The 17,086-nt window shown below is 44.4% G+C and carries 15 protein-coding genes; 8 read left to right on the forward strand and 7 right to left on the reverse strand.

Annotated elements, in window-relative coordinates; all coding sequences use genetic code 11:
• Positions 1-192: 192 nt before the first annotated feature.
• Both QUB51_RS24410 and QUB51_RS24415 read right to left on the reverse strand, forming a co-directional pair.
• The gene (locus QUB51_RS24410) at positions 193-513 is read right to left on the reverse strand and encodes a 2Fe-2S iron-sulfur cluster-binding protein (RefSeq protein WP_333052864.1); all 321 of its coding nucleotides are present in this window, start codon (positions 511-513) and stop codon (positions 193-195) included.
• Between the two features lie 111 nt (positions 514-624).
• Positions 625-1,272, reverse strand: coding sequence for a sigma-70 family RNA polymerase sigma factor (locus QUB51_RS24415; RefSeq protein ID WP_333263656.1), 648 nt, complete (start codon positions 1,270-1,272; stop codon positions 625-627).
• Between the two features lie 217 nt (positions 1,273-1,489).
• Between QUB51_RS24415 and QUB51_RS24420 the strand changes: the two genes are divergently transcribed.
• Positions 1,490-2,278 (forward strand): phage Gp37/Gp68 family protein, encoded by a 789-nt coding sequence (locus QUB51_RS24420; RefSeq protein WP_333263653.1) that lies wholly within the window; start codon positions 1,490-1,492, stop codon positions 2,276-2,278.
• Here QUB51_RS24420 and QUB51_RS24425 read toward each other — a convergent pair.
• The 3 genes from QUB51_RS24425 to QUB51_RS24435 all read right to left on the reverse strand — a co-directional run bounded on the left by QUB51_RS24425 (position 2,259) and on the right by QUB51_RS24435 (position 8,193).
• Positions 2,259-3,401, reverse strand: a complete 1,143-nt coding sequence (locus QUB51_RS24425; RefSeq protein WP_333263651.1) for a three-Cys-motif partner protein TcmP — start codon at positions 3,399-3,401, stop codon at positions 2,259-2,261. The two genes, QUB51_RS24420 and QUB51_RS24425, sit on opposite strands and share 20 nt — an antisense overlap.
• A gap of 51 nt (positions 3,402-3,452) precedes the next feature.
• Positions 3,453-7,145, reverse strand: a complete 3,693-nt coding sequence (locus QUB51_RS24430) for a hydantoinase B/oxoprolinase family protein (protein WP_333263647.1) — start codon at positions 7,143-7,145, stop codon at positions 3,453-3,455.
• A 145-nt stretch (positions 7,146-7,290) separates the two neighbouring features.
• Positions 7,291-8,193, reverse strand: coding sequence for a M28 family peptidase (locus QUB51_RS24435; RefSeq protein ID WP_333263644.1), 903 nt, complete (start codon positions 8,191-8,193; stop codon positions 7,291-7,293).
• Positions 8,194-8,240: 47 nt separating this feature from the next.
• On the opposite strand from QUB51_RS24435, the gene QUB51_RS24440 reads away from it, so the two are divergent.
• Genes QUB51_RS24440 through QUB51_RS24455 form a run of 4 tightly spaced genes read left to right on the forward strand, consistent with a single transcriptional unit; the run spans position 8,241 to position 10,934 of the window.
• Positions 8,241-9,485, forward strand: coding sequence for an AAA family ATPase (locus QUB51_RS24440; RefSeq protein ID WP_333263641.1), 1,245 nt, complete (start codon positions 8,241-8,243; stop codon positions 9,483-9,485).
• A gap of 1 nt (position 9,486) precedes the next feature.
• Positions 9,487-10,167, forward strand: a complete 681-nt coding sequence (locus QUB51_RS24445) for a phage tail protein (RefSeq protein ID WP_333263639.1) — start codon at positions 9,487-9,489, stop codon at positions 10,165-10,167.
• Between the two features lie 51 nt (positions 10,168-10,218).
• Positions 10,219-10,518, forward strand: coding sequence for a hypothetical protein (locus QUB51_RS24450; RefSeq protein WP_333263636.1), 300 nt, complete (start codon positions 10,219-10,221; stop codon positions 10,516-10,518).
• Positions 10,515-10,934, forward strand: coding sequence for a PIN domain-containing protein (locus QUB51_RS24455; protein WP_333263633.1), 420 nt, complete (start codon positions 10,515-10,517; stop codon positions 10,932-10,934). The genes QUB51_RS24450 and QUB51_RS24455 overlap by 4 nt, the downstream gene beginning before the upstream one ends.
• A 13-nt stretch (positions 10,935-10,947) precedes the next feature.
• On the opposite strand, the gene QUB51_RS24460 is transcribed toward QUB51_RS24455, so the two are convergent.
• A complete protein-coding gene (locus QUB51_RS24460) occupies positions 10,948-12,021 on the reverse strand; it encodes a DMT family transporter (protein ID WP_333052853.1) in 1,074 nt (357 codons plus the stop codon).
• 294 nt (positions 12,022-12,315) lie between these two features.
• Between QUB51_RS24460 and sppA the strand changes: the two genes are divergently transcribed.
• Both sppA and aroH read left to right on the forward strand, forming a co-directional pair.
• Positions 12,316-13,134, forward strand: coding sequence for a signal peptide peptidase SppA (gene sppA, locus QUB51_RS24465; RefSeq protein ID WP_333052852.1), 819 nt, complete (start codon positions 12,316-12,318; stop codon positions 13,132-13,134).
• Between the two features lie 117 nt (positions 13,135-13,251).
• Positions 13,252-13,659, forward strand: coding sequence for a chorismate mutase (gene aroH, locus QUB51_RS24470; protein WP_333052850.1), 408 nt, complete (start codon positions 13,252-13,254; stop codon positions 13,657-13,659).
• 282 nt (positions 13,660-13,941) lie between these two features.
• Here aroH and crtR read toward each other — a convergent pair whose 3' ends face one another.
• The gene (gene crtR / locus QUB51_RS24475) at positions 13,942-14,832 is read right to left on the reverse strand and encodes a beta-carotene hydroxylase (RefSeq protein WP_333211928.1); all 891 of its coding nucleotides are present in this window, start codon (positions 14,830-14,832) and stop codon (positions 13,942-13,944) included.
• 455 nt (positions 14,833-15,287) lie between these two features.
• On the opposite strand from crtR, the gene pyk reads away from it, so the two are divergent.
• Positions 15,288-17,075: a pyruvate kinase gene (gene pyk, locus QUB51_RS24480; protein ID WP_333052847.1), complete on the forward strand. Its 1,788-nt coding sequence runs from the start codon at positions 15,288-15,290 to the stop codon at positions 17,073-17,075.
• The last annotated feature ends 11 nt before the right edge of the window (positions 17,076-17,086 follow it).

A 17,086-nucleotide genomic window follows, 5' to 3' on the forward strand; every position in this document is an offset into this window, starting at 1 on the left:
CCCGCCCGTCCAAAAAGGACGGGCGGGACGCCCATCCCACAATAACAATTAAAATTGTAAGTTATTTAATTCGCGAGCCTTATGGGTAATCGACCGGACATAATATGAATGGCGAATATAATTCGCTCTTCTACAAAGAAATTCCGCGCCCAGCGAGGCTAGAATAAAAGATGGTAAAAAACTGATTTTCTATTACTTAAAGTAAAGGGCGGCTTGATATAAAACTTGTTCTTGATGGGTTAACAAAGTGCAGTCAGAAAGCGGGTAAGCCACACAAGTAACAGCATAGCCAGCTTGCAATTCTGACGGCTTCAAAAACTTTTGTTCGCTTTGGTCGATTTCACCACTCAGCAGTTTGACAACGCAAGCAGAACACTCTCCTTGCTTGCATCCATTCGGCAAGCGGATACCGGCATCTTCTGCCATATCTAAGATATACTGGTCGTCTGGTACGGAGATCGTGCGATCGAGCGCGATCGCCTCATTCACCAACCGAACTTGATAAACTGCCATTTTTTTCTTATTCCTCGCGAAAAGGCGGGTTTACGATGCTGTTAGTCCTACCAAATATTTCGGGTAAAACCCGCCCTACAACTAGAAAGGGCGGATTTATATCGTGTATATCTAGACAAGTGCTTCTTGATAATCGAGATTTTCCTCTAGATAAATAGCCCGAATATCCTCCGGCAAGTTTGATTCTAAAGTTTGATATCCTTTTTGCAGCAAAGCCTTTACCTGAGCCGGCGAAATAGCTTCGCCTTCTGCTTGCAAATAAGCTGCAATTCGAGTTTCGCTCCAGCGGAAAGTCTGAGCCATCAACACGACTAAACGCGGCAGCGGCGCTAACAATTCTAAGGCTTGTTTGACGTAACACCAGAGGGGAGGCGGAGCCGATTGCAAAGAGTAGTGAATCGACTCAACAGGGGGCAATTCAGCTTGATTGATGCAGACTGCGGTGACATTAATCAGCCAGTTTTGGAGACTGAGATTTTCGCCATCAGACTCTTGGATTTCGCGACGCAAATCCAGGCCTCGGAGTTCGTGATAGATGTGCAGCCAAGTGTGGGCAAACAGGTAATCGCCTTGTACGGGCGATCGTACGGAATGGCGAATCAGGGAGTGTACAATTTGAGCGTAGCGGCAAAAAATCGCCGTGAAGAAGCGACCCTGATCGGGATGGTTTTGAAACAGAGTCAATAATTCCTGATCGCTGTGGTGAAACAGGGATTTGACCACAGGATGGTTGAGTTCTGAAAAATTAGGTGTTTGCACAATTGTTCTGGAAAGGTTTTGGGAATAAATGCTGGTGCAGCCCGATTTTACAACACGATCTACATTTGATGCAAGTGCTTAAAAAATATGTTGATATTTAAGTCAATTTAATTATATAATGGAATTTGTAGATGACCCTGAATAAACCTCAATTAATAGAGAAAATTTGATTTTTCACAGTCACCTACAAAGGTTGTTTAAATGGTAAATTAATTGTATGTCTAGCATTAATACTGGTATCGAATGGTGCGATCGCACATGGAATCCAACAACGGGCTGCGATAAAGTCAGTCCCGGTTGTACGCATTGTTATGCTGAAGCATTAACAAAACGGTTTCATACTAATTTTCCTAACGGTTTTGATTTAACGGAATATCCAAAACGTTTGAATGAGCCTAAAAGCTGGCGAAAGCCGAGTCGCATTTTTGTTAATTCAATGAGCGATTTGTTCCATGAAGATGTTTCTCTTGAATTTCTGAAAAAAGTTTTTGAGGTAATGCGTGAAACTCCTCACCACATTTATCAAATTCTTACGAAGCGACATGAGCGTTTAGCAGACTTAGCCCCTAAACTTAATTGGTCTGATAATATTTGGATGGGGGTGTCAGTTGAAAATCAAAACTATGTTCATCGTGTGGAGCATTTGCAACAAGTCAATGCAAAGGTACGCTTTTTATCCTGCGAACCACTTTTAGGGCCTTTGCAACTCGATCTAAGAGATATTCACTGGGTAATAGTTGGGGGAGAGTCGGGGCAAAAACACCGTCCGATGCAGGAAGAATGGGCACAAAGTATTCGCGATCAGTGTCAGGATGCTGGAGTCGCGTTTTTCTTCAAGCAATGGGGAGGTAGAACACCTAAAGCTGCTGGGAGATTGTTGGATGGGAAAATTTGGGATGAGATGCCGGAAGCATGGAATAAACATCAAAGACAATTCAATGGCTACACTTTCAGCGTGAGTCGCAACTCAAATAAAGTAGTAACATCTACTTTGGTGGAAAGGTAACTCTCACCTGCTCTCCAAATGTAATTTCTCCGTTTTGCTTTCTTCGGTGACTTGCAGATGGATCAGCTACAATTTTACCTTGTTGTTCTAGTTTTTTAAGAGCTTCCTTGTAATTTTTACTAATGTAACGCTTGCCAACATGATGCTGATTGTAAATTTCTTCCATTGTGAGTGTTTGACCAGCAAATTCATCAAGGAGCATATTTTCAAGGTCATCGATCGGTTGAAAATCAAAGAGTGAAAGCTGAATAGGCGCCTGACTCTGATTATATTCAAAAGACGGTACTCCCTGAGTAAAAATAGAGCTTTTTTTAGCCATAATATCTTTCATAATTGAGTGACCTCGGTTATTCTTAGATATAAAAATAAGATAATGGCTAGTACGACTACCGCGAGGTTCTTTGAAGCAAAAATCTTGAACGTGCGAGCCTCCAACATCTTTCAATGCCTGACAAATAGTCTTTACAATAGTTGATTCTCGTTCTTCAGGCTGCATCGGTTTAAGTTCTTCCCTCAGCGCATCAGCTCGTTCTTCACCAAAAAAGGAGTTCATCTCTTTCTTGACAACTGGGTTATTTAAATTCATATTAATGCGGTTGTAGTTAAAGAAAAATATGCAATCACTACCCCAATTGCTGATAACCGATGCTATTAGATTAATTGATAAACCTTTATAACCAAAAGGATCAATAAAAAAAAGTGTCGGTGCTGATTTAATATTATTTTTAATTTCATGTATAACTTCTTCTCCCGCTTCCTTATTTAAAATAATTGGTTGGTGTTTTAAGGTATGTATATCAGGTAAAGATGCTATTGCTTGAGTGAGAGACTGGGTATGTTTTGAGTCTATATCATTAAAAATTGTTACTAACTGTTCTCGCATTTCTGGTTCAGCAATGGCACGTTCCAAAATTAGTAATGGTGTAGACTTGGAACCATCTTTATAATAACCGGGTCCAGAAAATAAATCTACATAAGCAATATTTTGGGGTCTTTTTGAGAGTGGTACTTTTTTGATTTGACCCATCATTATCTTAGCCCATGCCCAAAAGTATTTAGCTACTATCTCAATTTTAACTAAAGATTGTTCTTTAGGCTTATCGAAGAAAGAATTATTAGCCATAACTTTGCCTCTCCGAGCTCGATGATTATTACATTTTAGTGAATTATACTACTATTTTGCTCTACCATATCCTCCGCCCCCCGGTGTTTCAATGACAAACACATCTCCCGGCTGCATTTCCACAGTCGCCGTACTCCCCAATTCCTCAACTTTACCATCAACCTTTTCAACATAATTTCGCCCAACTTTCCCCGCTTCCCCCCCATTCAAACCGCAAGGATAAATCACCCGCCGCCCCGATAAAATTCCCGCAGTCATCGCTTCCCGAAAGCGCACTCGCCGCACCACTCCATTACCGCCGCCATGATATCCATTCCCGCCGCTATTAGCCCGAATTGCAAAACTTTCTAACAACACCGGGAAGCGCCATTCTAATACTTCGGGATCAGTTAAACGCGAATTAGTCATGTGAGTTTGAACCGCATCCGTACCGTCAAAATCTACACCAGCACCCGAACCGCCGCAAATAGTTTCATAATATTGATAGCGCTGATTTCCAAAGGTAAAATTATTCATAGTTCCCTGAGAAGCCGCCATCACTCCCAACGCACAATACAAAGCATCGGTAATATTTTGCGATGTTTCTACATTTCCGGCAACTACCGCCGCTGGATAGCGAGGATTCAGCATACAGCCTTCGGGATTGATGATTTCGAGAGGTTTCAAACAGCCCGCATTTAGAGGAATGTCGTCATCTACCAACGTGCGGAAAACATACAAAACAGCGGCTTTGCACACCGCAGCGGGAGCATTAAAATTGTTGGCTTGTTGAGCAGAAGTGCCAGTAAAATCTATTTTTGCACTGCGCGCAGATTTGTCAATTGTAATTGCTACCTTAATTTGTCCGCCGCTATCCATCTGATAAGTAAATTCGCCATCACTCAAAACCTCAATTACCCGCCGCACCGACTCTTCCGCATTGTCTTGTACGAAGCCCATATAAGCTTGCACAGTCTCTAATCCATAATGTTCTACCATCTTGAGCAGTTCTTCGGCGCCGCGCTTGTTAGCAGCAATTTGTGCTTGCAAATCGGCTATGTTTTGAGGGGAATTGCGGACAGGAAAATTCCCCGCTGTCAGAATTTCTAGTAATTTTTTTTCTCGAAAATTGCCCTTGCTTACTAACAGAAAATTGTCAAGCAATACACCTTCTTCAGTTACTGTTGTACTGTTAGGAGGCATGGAACCGGGAGTAATGCCGCCGATGTCGGCGTGGTGTCCCCGCGAGGCAACATAAAACAAAGGAAGGGAGGAATCACGATCGAATACTGGAGTAATAACGGTGATATCTGGTAAATGCGTGCCGCCGTTGTAGGGATTGTTAGAAACATAAACATCGCCCGGTTGAATCGCATTGCCTTGTGCTAAAATTAAAGCTTCAACGCTTTCGCTCATCGAACCCAGATGTACGGGAATGTGCGGCGCGTTGGCAACTAATTGCCCGTTTTTGTCGAAAATTGCACAGGAAAAGTCGAGACGTTCTTTGATGTTGACTGAGGAACTTGTGTTTTGCAATGTGACGCCCATTTGTTCCGCTATCGCCCGAAACAAATTATTAAAAATTTCCAGCAAAACTGGATCTGATTTAGCCGCAGATAAACGCGAATGAATGCGGATATTATCTGCGTCCATCTGCGTCCATCTGCGGTTCAAAATTAGATCGTTTCTTTCTGTTAATACCGCTTCCCAGCCCGGTTCAATAACATTAGTTCCCGTAGCTTCAACAATCATAGCAGGGCCGCTAATGCAGTCGTGCGATCGCAAATCGTCTCTCTGATAAACAGGCGTTTCCCGCCACCCGCCAGCAACATAGGTTTGCACGGTTGAAATTGGTTGCACAGGCAAGATGCCTGTGCCACAAGAGAGGGAAATTGTGGAGGCTTCCGGCACATCCATTCTTTCTACAACTTCCACCGAAACAGCTTCCACAATCAGCGGTTTTTCTGGCATAAGAAAACTGTAACGCTGTCGGTGGGCTGCTTCAAATTCAGCCTGCATCGCCTCAATACTGTCAGCCCAATTGACCGCCAAAACCGAATCACTTCCCTGATATTTTAAGCGCAGCTTCCTAACAACTAAAACCTCAGACACATTCTCTGTGTTCTCTGCGCCTCTGCGGTTCAATTCCCTCTTTACCTCAGCCTCCAATTCAGTTAAAATATGATGCAACTCAGGTAATAATTCTGCATTTAATTGTTGCTCGATCGCCCTTTCGCGAATAGCCCGCACATCAGCCAAACCCATACCGTAAGCCGACAACACGCCCGCATAAGGGTGAATAAATACCCGTTTCATCCCCAAAGCATCGGCGATCGCACAAGCGTGTTGGCCGCCCGCACCGCCGAAACAGCACAAAGTATACTCCGAAACATCGTAACCGCGCTGAAGCGAGATTTTTTTGACAGCATTTGCCATCTTTTCCACCGCGATCGCCAAAAAACCCTCCGCCACCTGTTCCGCCGTCCTCTCGCCCCCAATTTCCCCCGCTAACTGCACGAATTTTTGCTTAACTACGTCAGGGGCGATCGGCAAATCTCCATTCAATCCAAATACTTTCGGGAAAAAATCCGGTTGAATTTTACCCAACATCACATTGCAATCAGTCACCGTCAAGGGGCCGCCTTTGCGATAGCAAGCGGGCCCAGGATTGGCCCCTGCAGACTCCGGCCCGACGCGGTAGCGAGCCCCGTCAAAAAAGACAATTGAACCGCCGCCGGCTGCTACAGTGTGAATTGCCATCACGGGCGATCGCAATCTCACCCCAGCAATTTCCGTCTCAAATTCGCGTTCGTATTCGCCGTTAAAATGGGCAACATCTGTCGAAGTTCCGCCCATATCAAAGGTAATAATTTTATCAAAACCTGCCTTTTTGCTCGTTTGAACTGCACCGACAATTCCCCCAGCAGGCCCAGATAAAATACTGTTTTTTCCTTGAAATTGTGCCGCCTCCACTAAGCCGCCATTCGATTGCATAAACATTAATTTGGGGCATTGGGAATTGGGCATTAATAATCCCTCGTTCCCGGAATCTGCCTCTATTAATTGACTGGTTACTTGTTCGACATAACGCCGTAAAATCGGAGATAAATAAGCATCGACAACCGCAGTATCTCCCCGCGAAACTAATTTCATCAGCGGGCTGACTTCGTGAGATACTGAAATTTGAGTAAAGCCAATTTCTTTCGCTATTTTAGCAACTTGTTTTTCGTGTTCCGAGTAGCGGTAGCCGTGCATGAATACGATCGCACAACTGCGAATTCCCTCATCGTATGCTTGCTGCAAAGACGGGATAAATTCGGGATTGACAGCAGTTAACTCCTCACCTTGAGCACTGTAGCGTTCTGCAACTTCAATAACTCGATCGTACAGCATCTGGGGCAAAACAATGTGACGCGCGAAAATATTCGGGCGGTTTTGATAGCCAATTCTCAGCGCATCGCCGAAACCTTTAGTAATTAACAGAATTGTGCGATCGCCCTTTCGTTCCAGCAAAGCATTTGTCGCTACCGTCGTCCCCATTTTAATCGCTTCAATTTCGGCGGCGGGTATGGGAACATCTGTGGCAATTCCCAAGATGTCGCGAATTCCTTGAACTGCTGCGTCGGTGTAGCGATCGGGGTTTTCCGACAGCAGCTTGTGAATAACTAACTTACCGTCGGGGCTCTTGGCGACAATATCGGTGAAAGTGCCACCGCGATCGATCCAAAATTGCCAGCGAGTGCGATCGGGATAAGTAGGATTCATATCTCTTTTTTGTAAAATTTTTGCTTGACTAATTTACTATTATTCACCACATTTATGTTCGAGTCAATTCATAAAATTCATAATTTCGAGTCATAAAATTCATAATTTCGGGTCAATCAAACTAACAGGCGCTCGATCATGTTAATTATAGATGTCGAATGCCCTTGGCTAACCCCTGACAAACACCAGCCAGAAAATCCAAATCCAAAGTCTCAATCTTATCGCTTTCTCGATGATAATGCGGATTTCGCATATTAGCAGTATCAGTCACCATAATAGCCGGATAACCATTATCCCAAAAAGGAACATGATCGCTGCGGCGAGTATCCGGCACAATTAAACCTCGATTCGGCACCGGCAGCCACTCGCAGGGCTGACCAGATTTGCGAATTTTGGCACTCAAATTAATCAAATCGGGAACCGTCCGCAAAGTGCCAATTAAAGCAATAAAATTTCCACTGTTTGGATAAAAATATTTCAAGCCAGCGGGATAGCTTTGAGAATTAGGATTATGGTTGCAATAACCCAACATTTCCAAAGAAATCATTAACCGGATTGACTTTTGCTGTTGCTTGTATTTAGCTGCACGATGACTGCTTCCCAAATAACCGTATTCTTCCATATCAAAGGCGACTAATTGCACGGGATATTTGAGCGGCGCAGAGGCGATATCCCTTGCGAGTTCCAGCAAAACAGCAACACCAGTAGCATTATCATCGGCCCCAGGCGATCCGGGTACAGTATCGTAATGAGCACCAATTACGATCGGCTTTTCTTGCTTCTTTTCTTGCTTCCCCCCTTTAGCAAGGGGTGATTCTTCTTGCTTCCCCCCCTTAGCAAGGGGGGGACTGAGGGGGGGTAAATCCAAAATCAAATTGTGATGAATTCGGCCGCGCACGGAAAAATCGTCAATTTCTACAGTTCCCCACTGTCCCAACTGTTCCCGGATGTATTGCTGAGCATAAAAATGCCCTTGGGATGCGAGGTATGGATTGCGATCGCGTACAATTTGAATCAGATGGCTGTGCAAGCGTTCTTTGAGATTCATGCGATCGGAGATACAATGAGTACACTAAGATTATATGGGATTGAATTATGATTGGAGAAGTCAGGATCGAAAATTATAAGTCCATTCAAAAGCTGAAGCTAGAATTAGGACGACTAACTGTATTGATCGGTGAAAATGGCTGCGGAAAGAGCAATATCCTAGAGGCGATCGCCCTTGCTTCTGCTGCGGCTGATGACAAGCTAGATAACGAGTTTTTAGCTTCTCGGGGCATTCGAGTTACAGAACCTCGATTTATGCGATCGGCTTTTGAGAAGGAAAATTTAGTTAAAGATATCAAGATTGATATCATAGGAAATGATGAAGAAAAATTTAGTTGTATTTTACATAATGATAACTCTCCATATTCTCAGTGGAAAAATAAAAAATTGCACGTTTCAGAAACTCTTTTACATAGTATTATTTTTAACTCGGACAAGGCAAAAGATATTATATCGATAGAAGATGCTAAAGAGGCATCTAAAACTTTAAGGCAAGATGGATTTGAAAAAAAAATAATAGAGTTTTTCAGGTCGATTTCCCCTGACGATCTTCGGTCTGCCTCATTAGATACTATAAATACTATCTCATCTTTGAGAAGTTTAAGTATGGAGCTTCTTGATGGATATAATCTCAGTAAGTTTACAATTTACTCTCCTGAAAACCAAGCTTTACGAACTTTTGAAAAAGAAGGACAGATTCAACCATTAGGGGTTAATGGTGAAGGTTTGTTTAAACTTATAAAATTTTTAAATTCTGATGAAAACCAAGATCGACTCAACCAAATCAAAGAAAAGTTGCGATTGATAGATTGGTTTAGAGATTTTGAAGTGCCTGAAGATTTATCACCCATGCAAAGTTCTCTCCAAATAAAAGATAAATATTTAGATAGAGATTTAACTTACTTCGACCAAAAAAGCTCTAATGAAGGCTTTTTATTTTTACTCTTTTACTTTACCTTGTTCATTAGCGATCTAACTCCTAAATTTTTTGCAATTGATAACATTGACGCTTCCCTCAACCCCAGATTATGTCGCCGGTTAATCCAAGAATTAGAACAACTCGCAAAAAAACACGACAAACAAGTTATATTCACAACTCACAACCCGGCAATTTTGGACGGTTTGGATTTAGATGATGACGAACAGCGACTGTTTGTGATTTCCCGCAATCAATTAGGTTACACTAAAGCTAGACGCATTCTCAAACCTAAACCTTTGGAGGGACAAGAACCTGTGAAATTATCAGAGGCGTTTTTGAGGGGCTATATCGGCGGACTTCCTAAAAATTTTTAATATGATTAGTTTTGGATTGATTACAGAGGGACTTACTGACCAAATTGTAATTGAGAATATTTTAGCTGGATATTTCAACAGTCCAGATTTAGATATCAGACAACTTCAACCACAAAGAGATAAAGACAATGAGAATAAATCCACATACGGCGGCTGGACTCTAGTTTTTAATTATTGTAAGTCAAGAGATTTTCAAGAAGCATTGCAATTTATTGACTATATCATTATCCAAATAGATACGGATGTTTCAGAATTAAAACATTATAATATCCGCCAGCAAGATGAAAACGGTAAATTGACTCCTCAGCAGTTAATTGAAAAAGTTATTGAAAAGTTTAGGGGTGCGTGGGGCGATGATTTTTACAGCAAATATCAACAAAAAATTATATTTGCAATCTCCGTAGATTTTATTGAGTGTTGGTTGCTTCCACTGTATTATACCGACAGTAGAAAAGCTAAAATTACAAACTGCCTCGACACGTTAAATCGGGAACTGGCGAAAAAACACAATTTTACGATCGACGCTAAGGCTAAAAATCCTGAATATTATCGAATAATTTCAAAACCATATCGCAAGCATAAAGTTTTGATAAAGCATTACGCAGATAATCCCAGTTTAAAAACTTTTATAGAACAGATTCAAAGCAGAGACATTAAGATTGGTGGTGAAGAGGATTGGTAATGAAGCAAGTTATTATGTCATATAATAGAAACATAGTTATCGGAGATTACCATGCAAGCATACAAACTTAGAGGTAAAATCGATGCAACTGGCAACTTGGTAGTTGGGGAACCCGTGAATATGCCGCCGGGAGATGTGGAAATCATCGTCTTGCAGCTAGCTGACACGGTTAAACAAGCCAGCGCTTCAGAAAGTGCGATCGCACCTGAAGCACCTCAAAAAAAGTTTAAAACTAATGTGAAGGCATTTCAAGGTTTATTCGATCGAGATGCTGTACCGGAACCGCTGGATTTTGACGATCCAGACAAACAAGCAAAATGGGAATATTTAAAAGAGAAACATAACTTGTGAAAATCCTGATAGACACCAATATAATAGTAGATGTTGCGCTCGATCGAGAACCTTTCTTTTCTGAGAGCGATCGCATTTTAACTTTTGTTGAAGAAGCACAAATTCAAGGCTATATTTCAGCCTCAACTTTTAGCGACCTTTACTATATTATCCGCAGAGACAGAGGCCGCGATTGGACGCTGGAGTTTTTGCGGCAGTTAGCCACATTTTGTCAAGTCGCAACAGTAGATAACTCTGTTATTTCAATGGCATTAACTTGCAACTTCAAGGATTTTGAAGATGCGATTCAGTACAGCACTGCTGTCATCAATCGAATTGATGCCATTGTCACCCGCAACCCGCGAGATTTTCCGGTTACTACTCCTAGGATTGTAACTCCAAATCAGTTAATTCTTGAATTAACTGATTCTCCCTAAATTTCTCAAAGCGCTAAACTTCTGATTCCAGTTCGCTAACCCGCAACTGCACGGGTAATTCTACAGAATTCAACTCAGACGACTCTAACAATCCTGTAGCTTCAACTTCTGCACTCGCTTCACCGTGCCGCACTTTTCGCAATTTCTCACCCAAAGTATCCCGCTGGTTAATCAAATAAATACTAACCAAAGTCAGCCCAACTCCCATCGATTGCAGCGGATTGAGCACTTCGCCCAAGAACAAATTGCCGAACAGCAAAGCAAATACAGGCGTAAGAAAGGTAAGAGAACTTAAACTGGTTAGACTGCCACTCGAAGCAAAATAAAAGAATAAACCGTAGGCGATCGCACTTCCGAACACAGTAGAATAACCTAACGCCATCCAGCCCGAAAAATCGATATTCACAAACTGTTCAGACTCAGTTGCAGCCGAAATTGCCAACAGCGGCAAACCGCCCAAAATCATGTGCCAACCAGTCGCCACCACCGGGTCAACATAACGGCAAACCCAGCGCACCAAAACCGTACCCACAGCCATCGACAAAGCAGCCAACAGCATCAACCATTCTCCACCCTGAAACAACTGTTCGATACCCGCAGAAACCTCCCTGTTTTCAGGATGAAAAAGCCCCAAAATCCAGCCATCGGGCAACCCGATCAAACTGATGCCCGCAACGCCAATAACTAATCCCAACCAGCCCCAAAAACCAATTTTTTCTTGAAACAGCCACAAACACAAAATCGCCACTGCTAGCGGCTGAGAATCAATCATCACCGAACCCAAACCCGCACCGGTTCTCGCCAAACCTTCGGCTAAAAAGCCTTGAAACAAAGTAGCGTCAACCAAAGCAAACAGCGAAATCCACAGCCAAGCTTTCCAACCCTGGGGCTGTGGTTTTCCCATCAGCGCCGCCGCCAGCAGCACCAACACACCCGCAGGTACTAGACGCACGAATGCCACAAACAGTGGCGTTGTATGCGGCATCACCCCCTTCATCGCTACCATCGCGGTTCCCCACAGGAAAAACGGCGCAATTAGCAACAGCGGGGCAAAAGGTAGTTTTGAATCGGTAAGTTTTAGCTGCATGGCGGAGACTCCAAATAATTGATGAGATTGATTCTGGTGGGGATGATGTAGTTTTGTTAAGCAATTTTTACAATTATATATTGGTGTAGTCCTGGACGCACGGGTGGCCAGAAACCGGGTTTTTTCACCCACATATTTGCCTCAAACCCTGAATCTCTGCAAAAAACCCGGTTTCTTCAGTCTCATCGAGTGGCCTTCTTCCCTCTTCCTTCTTCCTTCTTCTCTCTTCCTTCTTCCTTGAGATAAGGCACACTAGAAGTGAGATACAAAAAGTAACATTGCCCGAAACTGCCCATGATTTGGCCATTCAAGCCCCGCTACCGCAAACAAATCGCCCGTATCGAAATCACCGGAGCCATTGCCGGAGAAACCCGTAAACGAGTCCTAGAAGCTCTCAAAACCGTTGAAGAACGCAAATTTCCCGCCTTGCTGCTGCGGATAGACAGCCCCGGCGGCACTGTCGGCGATTCCCAGGAAATTTACAGCGCACTCAAGCGTTTGCGCGAAAAAGTCAAAATTGTTGCCAGTTTTGGCAATATTTCAGCTTCTGGCGGAGTTTACATCGGCATGGGAGCCGAACATATCGTTGCTAATCCCGGTACAATTACTGGCAGCATTGGCGTGATTATCCGGGGTAACAATTTAGAACGGCTGTTAGAAAAAGTAGGCGTTTCTTTTCAGGTGATTAAATCGGGGCCGTATAAAGATATCTTGGCATTCGATCGCGAATTGACAGATCCTGAACAGCAAATTCTGCAAGACTTGATCGACACCAGCTACCAGCAATTCGTGGAAACCGTTGCTGAAGCCCGGAAATTGCCTGTTGAGAAAGTGAAAAGTTTTGCCGACGGTCGGGTTTTTACCGGCCAGCAAGCCTTAGAATTGGGTTTGGTCGATCGACTGGGAACAGAAGAGGACGCTCGCCGCCTTGCCGCCGAACTCGCAGGCCTCGACCCGGAAAAAACCGAGTCTTGCACGCTAGAAAAACAAAAACCTTTCCTAAATCGCGTCTTGGGGAGTAGTCTGGATATATCCGGGCTTTCGGCTTACAAGAATTTGCTGGAATTCGATCTTTCTACTAGCGGTTTGCCGCTGTGGATGTATCGCCCGTGATTAAATAGTCAGTTGGCAGTTGGCAGTGGTAATTAGTAATTAGTAATGGGTAATTGCAACTAGCAACTGACAACTAGCAACTGACAACTAACAACTGACAACTGGCAACTGACTAATATGGAGGAAATTTGCGTGGAGTGGCAAGTGCGGGGGATTCGTGGGGCAACAACAGCTAGCGAGAATTCGGTGGCAGCAATTCGAGAAGCGGTGAGAGAATTATTAGATGAATTAGAAGCAAAAAATGATATAAATCCAGATTTAATTATTAGTGCTACGTTTTCTGCTACTCGCGATTTAGATGCTGTGTTTCCGGCTGCGATCGCCCGCGAACGTCCTCACTGGTGTAATGTTCCTTTGTTGGACGTGCAGCAAATGCACGTTGAAGGTGCTTTGGAACGCTGCATTCGGTTTTTAATTCACGTCAATTGGCCGGCAAATACTGAAATTTATCATCCTTATTTGCGGGGAGCTCAAAATTTGCGCCCCGATAGGAATTTAGCGGTGGCGGTGGCTGGGGAAAAATAATAGATTCACTTTGGGCTTGATTTAAAAGTTAACTCACCATTACAGGTGGGTTTATTTTTTACGGGATTTGATACAGTACAAAACCTGCCTTGGGGATATACAGCACTTTCCAGGTAAGTGAAGTACAGAGAAACCGGGTTTCTTGAATAAAACCGGTTTCTGGCGAGAAATCCAGAAGAAACCCGGTTTCTGGGGTGTACTTTATAAACCTGGAATCCGCTGTATGCTTAAAAGCTTTTATTATAAAAAAAACCCGGTTTCTTTGAGAAGCCGGGTTTTTTGTCAATCAGACGCTTTCTTGTGATGCAGCCTAATCCCTAAAAAAATGTCATATATAAAACTCCAAAAGTCCTTTTTCCCTTCCAATATTCCCAAAGTTTGAGGAGAACCTTTCTCATCCAACAGCGGCTTGACAGCCTCATAAGCAGGCTTGTAATTGTACCAAGGAATGGAAGGCCACAAGTGATGAATCAGATGATAATTCTGCCCCAAAATCAAGATATTTAGAATAGGACTAGGATATACTCTGGCATTTTTCCAGCGATCGCGCTCGTGAAACGGACGGTGCGGCAAATAATCAAAAAACAACCCCAAGGCCAACCCCACCACCAAAGCCGGAGAAAACCAAAAATTCAGCACGTAACCTAAATGGTCGTACTGAATGGCAATATACACCACCGCTACGACAAACAAACGGCTGAGAAACCATTCCAAGAGTTCGTATTTCCGCCACAGTTTGCGCTTAAAAAAGAAAATCTCGTGGTAAAAAAACCTCGCAGCAATCAACCACAAAGGCCCGCCCGTAGAAACATAATGGTCTGGATCGTTATCTGGGTCATTAACGTGGGCGTGATGCTGCATATGTACCCGCGTAAACACCGGGAAAGCAAAACCCAACATCAGCGCGCTACCGTGTCCCAAAATAGCATTAACTGTGCGATCGCGATGGGCCGCATTGTGAGACGCATCGTGAATCACAGTTCCAGCCATGTGCAAAGCCAACACGTTCAGCGAAAAACAGCACCATTGGGGCCATCCCCAACACCAGAAACCCAAGTTAGAAATCACGATAATCACTACTGCACTCAAAAACAGCAGCAGTGTCGGATTCAAGTCACCGGGAGGACTCAGAAACTCTTTCGGCACTGTCAGCGGCCGTCCTGCCTCCGACATCTTTGTTAAGACTCCTTAATATTTCACACTTGCGTAGTATAAGATACAAGCCAGACAATAGTAAAGTTTTGTCAGGAACCTCAGCCTCAAGGCATGAAAGAACAGAGTTCGATCGCCAAAAACTAGCCTCTGCACAAACAGGAAAGTATTGCTGTTGTACAAGGATACCAGTCCTAGATTAGCCAAAAGAGCTCAGCAGACCAATTAAAATCAATGGGTATGTCTGTATTTATGTCAAGCCTGAGAGCGGAAAAATTTGCAAAAAAGAGCGCTCCCCAAGAAAAGATTACCGATCGGTAAAAAGTCAGATATTCTATATATTGTTCAATACCTACTTTTTTGACGACTATCAAAATTTTTAAGACTTGAGACTAGCATCATTGCTTGTAGTGCAAAGATGAAACGTTAGCCGAAATTTAAACAAGAAATCCACCTGCCTCCCCAGAACACCGCTGATGCAATTGCCAAAAGCCCTACGCCGGACTAAAATCGTCGCCACCATTGGCCCAGCAACTTCGGACCCACAAGTGCTGCGCCAGCTCATAGAAGCAGGTGCCACAACTTTGCGACTCAACTTTTCCCACGGAACAGAAGAAGACCACCAGCGCAGCATTCGCTTAATCCGGCAAACATCCTTTGAACTCAACCAGCCGGTTGCCATCCTCCAAGACCTCCAAGGCCCGAAAATTCGTTTAGGGCGCTTTGAGACAGGCTCTATAGTTGTCAAAAACGGCGATCCTTTCATTCTCACCAGTCGCCAAGTTCCAGGCACCGAACTCATTTCTTCCGTCACCTACGACCCCCTAGCAGACGAAGTTCCAGAGGGATCAGTGATTCTGCTTGACGACGGGAAAGTGGAAATGCTGGTCGAAAAAGTAGACCGTGCGGCGCGGGAATTGTACTGCCGCGTCGTCGTCGGCGGGCCACTTTCCAACAACAAAGGGGTGAATTTTCCCGGAGTTTACCTGTCAATTAAAGCGCTGACTGATAAAGACCGCAAAGATTTAATGTTCGGCCTCGACCAAGGTGTCGATTGGGTGGCGCTGAGCTTTGTGCGGAATCCCCAAGATGTGCTCGAAATTAAAGAGCTGATTGCCAGTGCGGGCAAGCAAGTACCGGTGATTGCTAAGATCGAAAAGCACGAGGCGATCGAACAAATGGAGGAAATTCTGACCCTTTGCAACGGCGTGATGGTCGCCCGCGGCGATTTGGGAGTGGAACTACCCGCCGAAGACGTGCCGATTTTGCAAAAGCGCCTGATTGCTACCTCCAACCGCCTGGGCATTCCGGTAATTACCGCTACCCAGATGCTCGACAGCATGGTCAACAATCCCCGTCCCACCCGCGCCGAGATTTCCGACGTGGCCAACGCGATTCTTGACGGAACTGATGCAGTGATGCTGTCCAATGAAACTGCTGTCGGCAAGTTCCCCGTCGAAGCGGTGGCGACGATGGCGAGAATTGCGGTGCGGATGGAGAGGGAAGGAATTAAGCGGAATATTAGGAATGTAGAAGATATTGGTCGATCGATCCCCAACGGCATCAGCCAAGCAGTCAGCCAAATCTCCGAACAATTGAACGCCGCGGCCATCATGACGCTGACCAAAACCGGCGCCACAGCCCGAAATGTCTCGAAATTCCGACCCAAAACTCCGATTTTGGCAGTTACTCCTCACGTAGACGTAGCCCGACAACTGCAATTAGTATGGGGAGTAAAACCCTTGCTGGTGCTGGATTTGCCCTCCACCGGCCAGACATTTCACTCTGCCATGACAGTCGCCCAGGAAAAAGAGTTAGTCTCCGACGGAGATTTAGTGGTAATGACCGCCGGTACTCTGCAAGGGGTTGCCGGATCGACGGATTTGATCAAAGTTGAAGTAGTGACAGCAGTTTTAGGCAAAGGCACCGGTGTCGGTTTGGGATCGGTGAGTGGGATGGCCAGGGTTGCTCGCACTGCTGCGGATGTAGGCAATTTCCACGCTGGAGAAATTTTGGTAGTGGAACACACCAGCGTCGCTTTTGTGGAGATGATTCGGAAAGCCGCAGGTGTGGTGACGGAGGAGGACAGTTTGACTTCTCACGCCGCGATTATCGGTTTGCGGTTGGGCGTGCCGGTGATGGTGGGCGTGAAGAATGCCACGCGGGTAATTCGGGACGGAACTATGCTGACGCTGGATATGCAGCGGGGTTTGGTTTATTCCGGGGCCAGAGGCGGTTCAACTGACACTGAAGTGACCGTTTAACTGTTGGTGAG

The sequence above is a fragment of the Microcoleus sp. AT8-A3 genome (assembly GCF_036705675.1).
In the GTDB taxonomy this organism is placed as follows: Bacteria; Cyanobacteriota; Cyanobacteriia; order Cyanobacteriales; family Microcoleaceae; genus Microcoleus.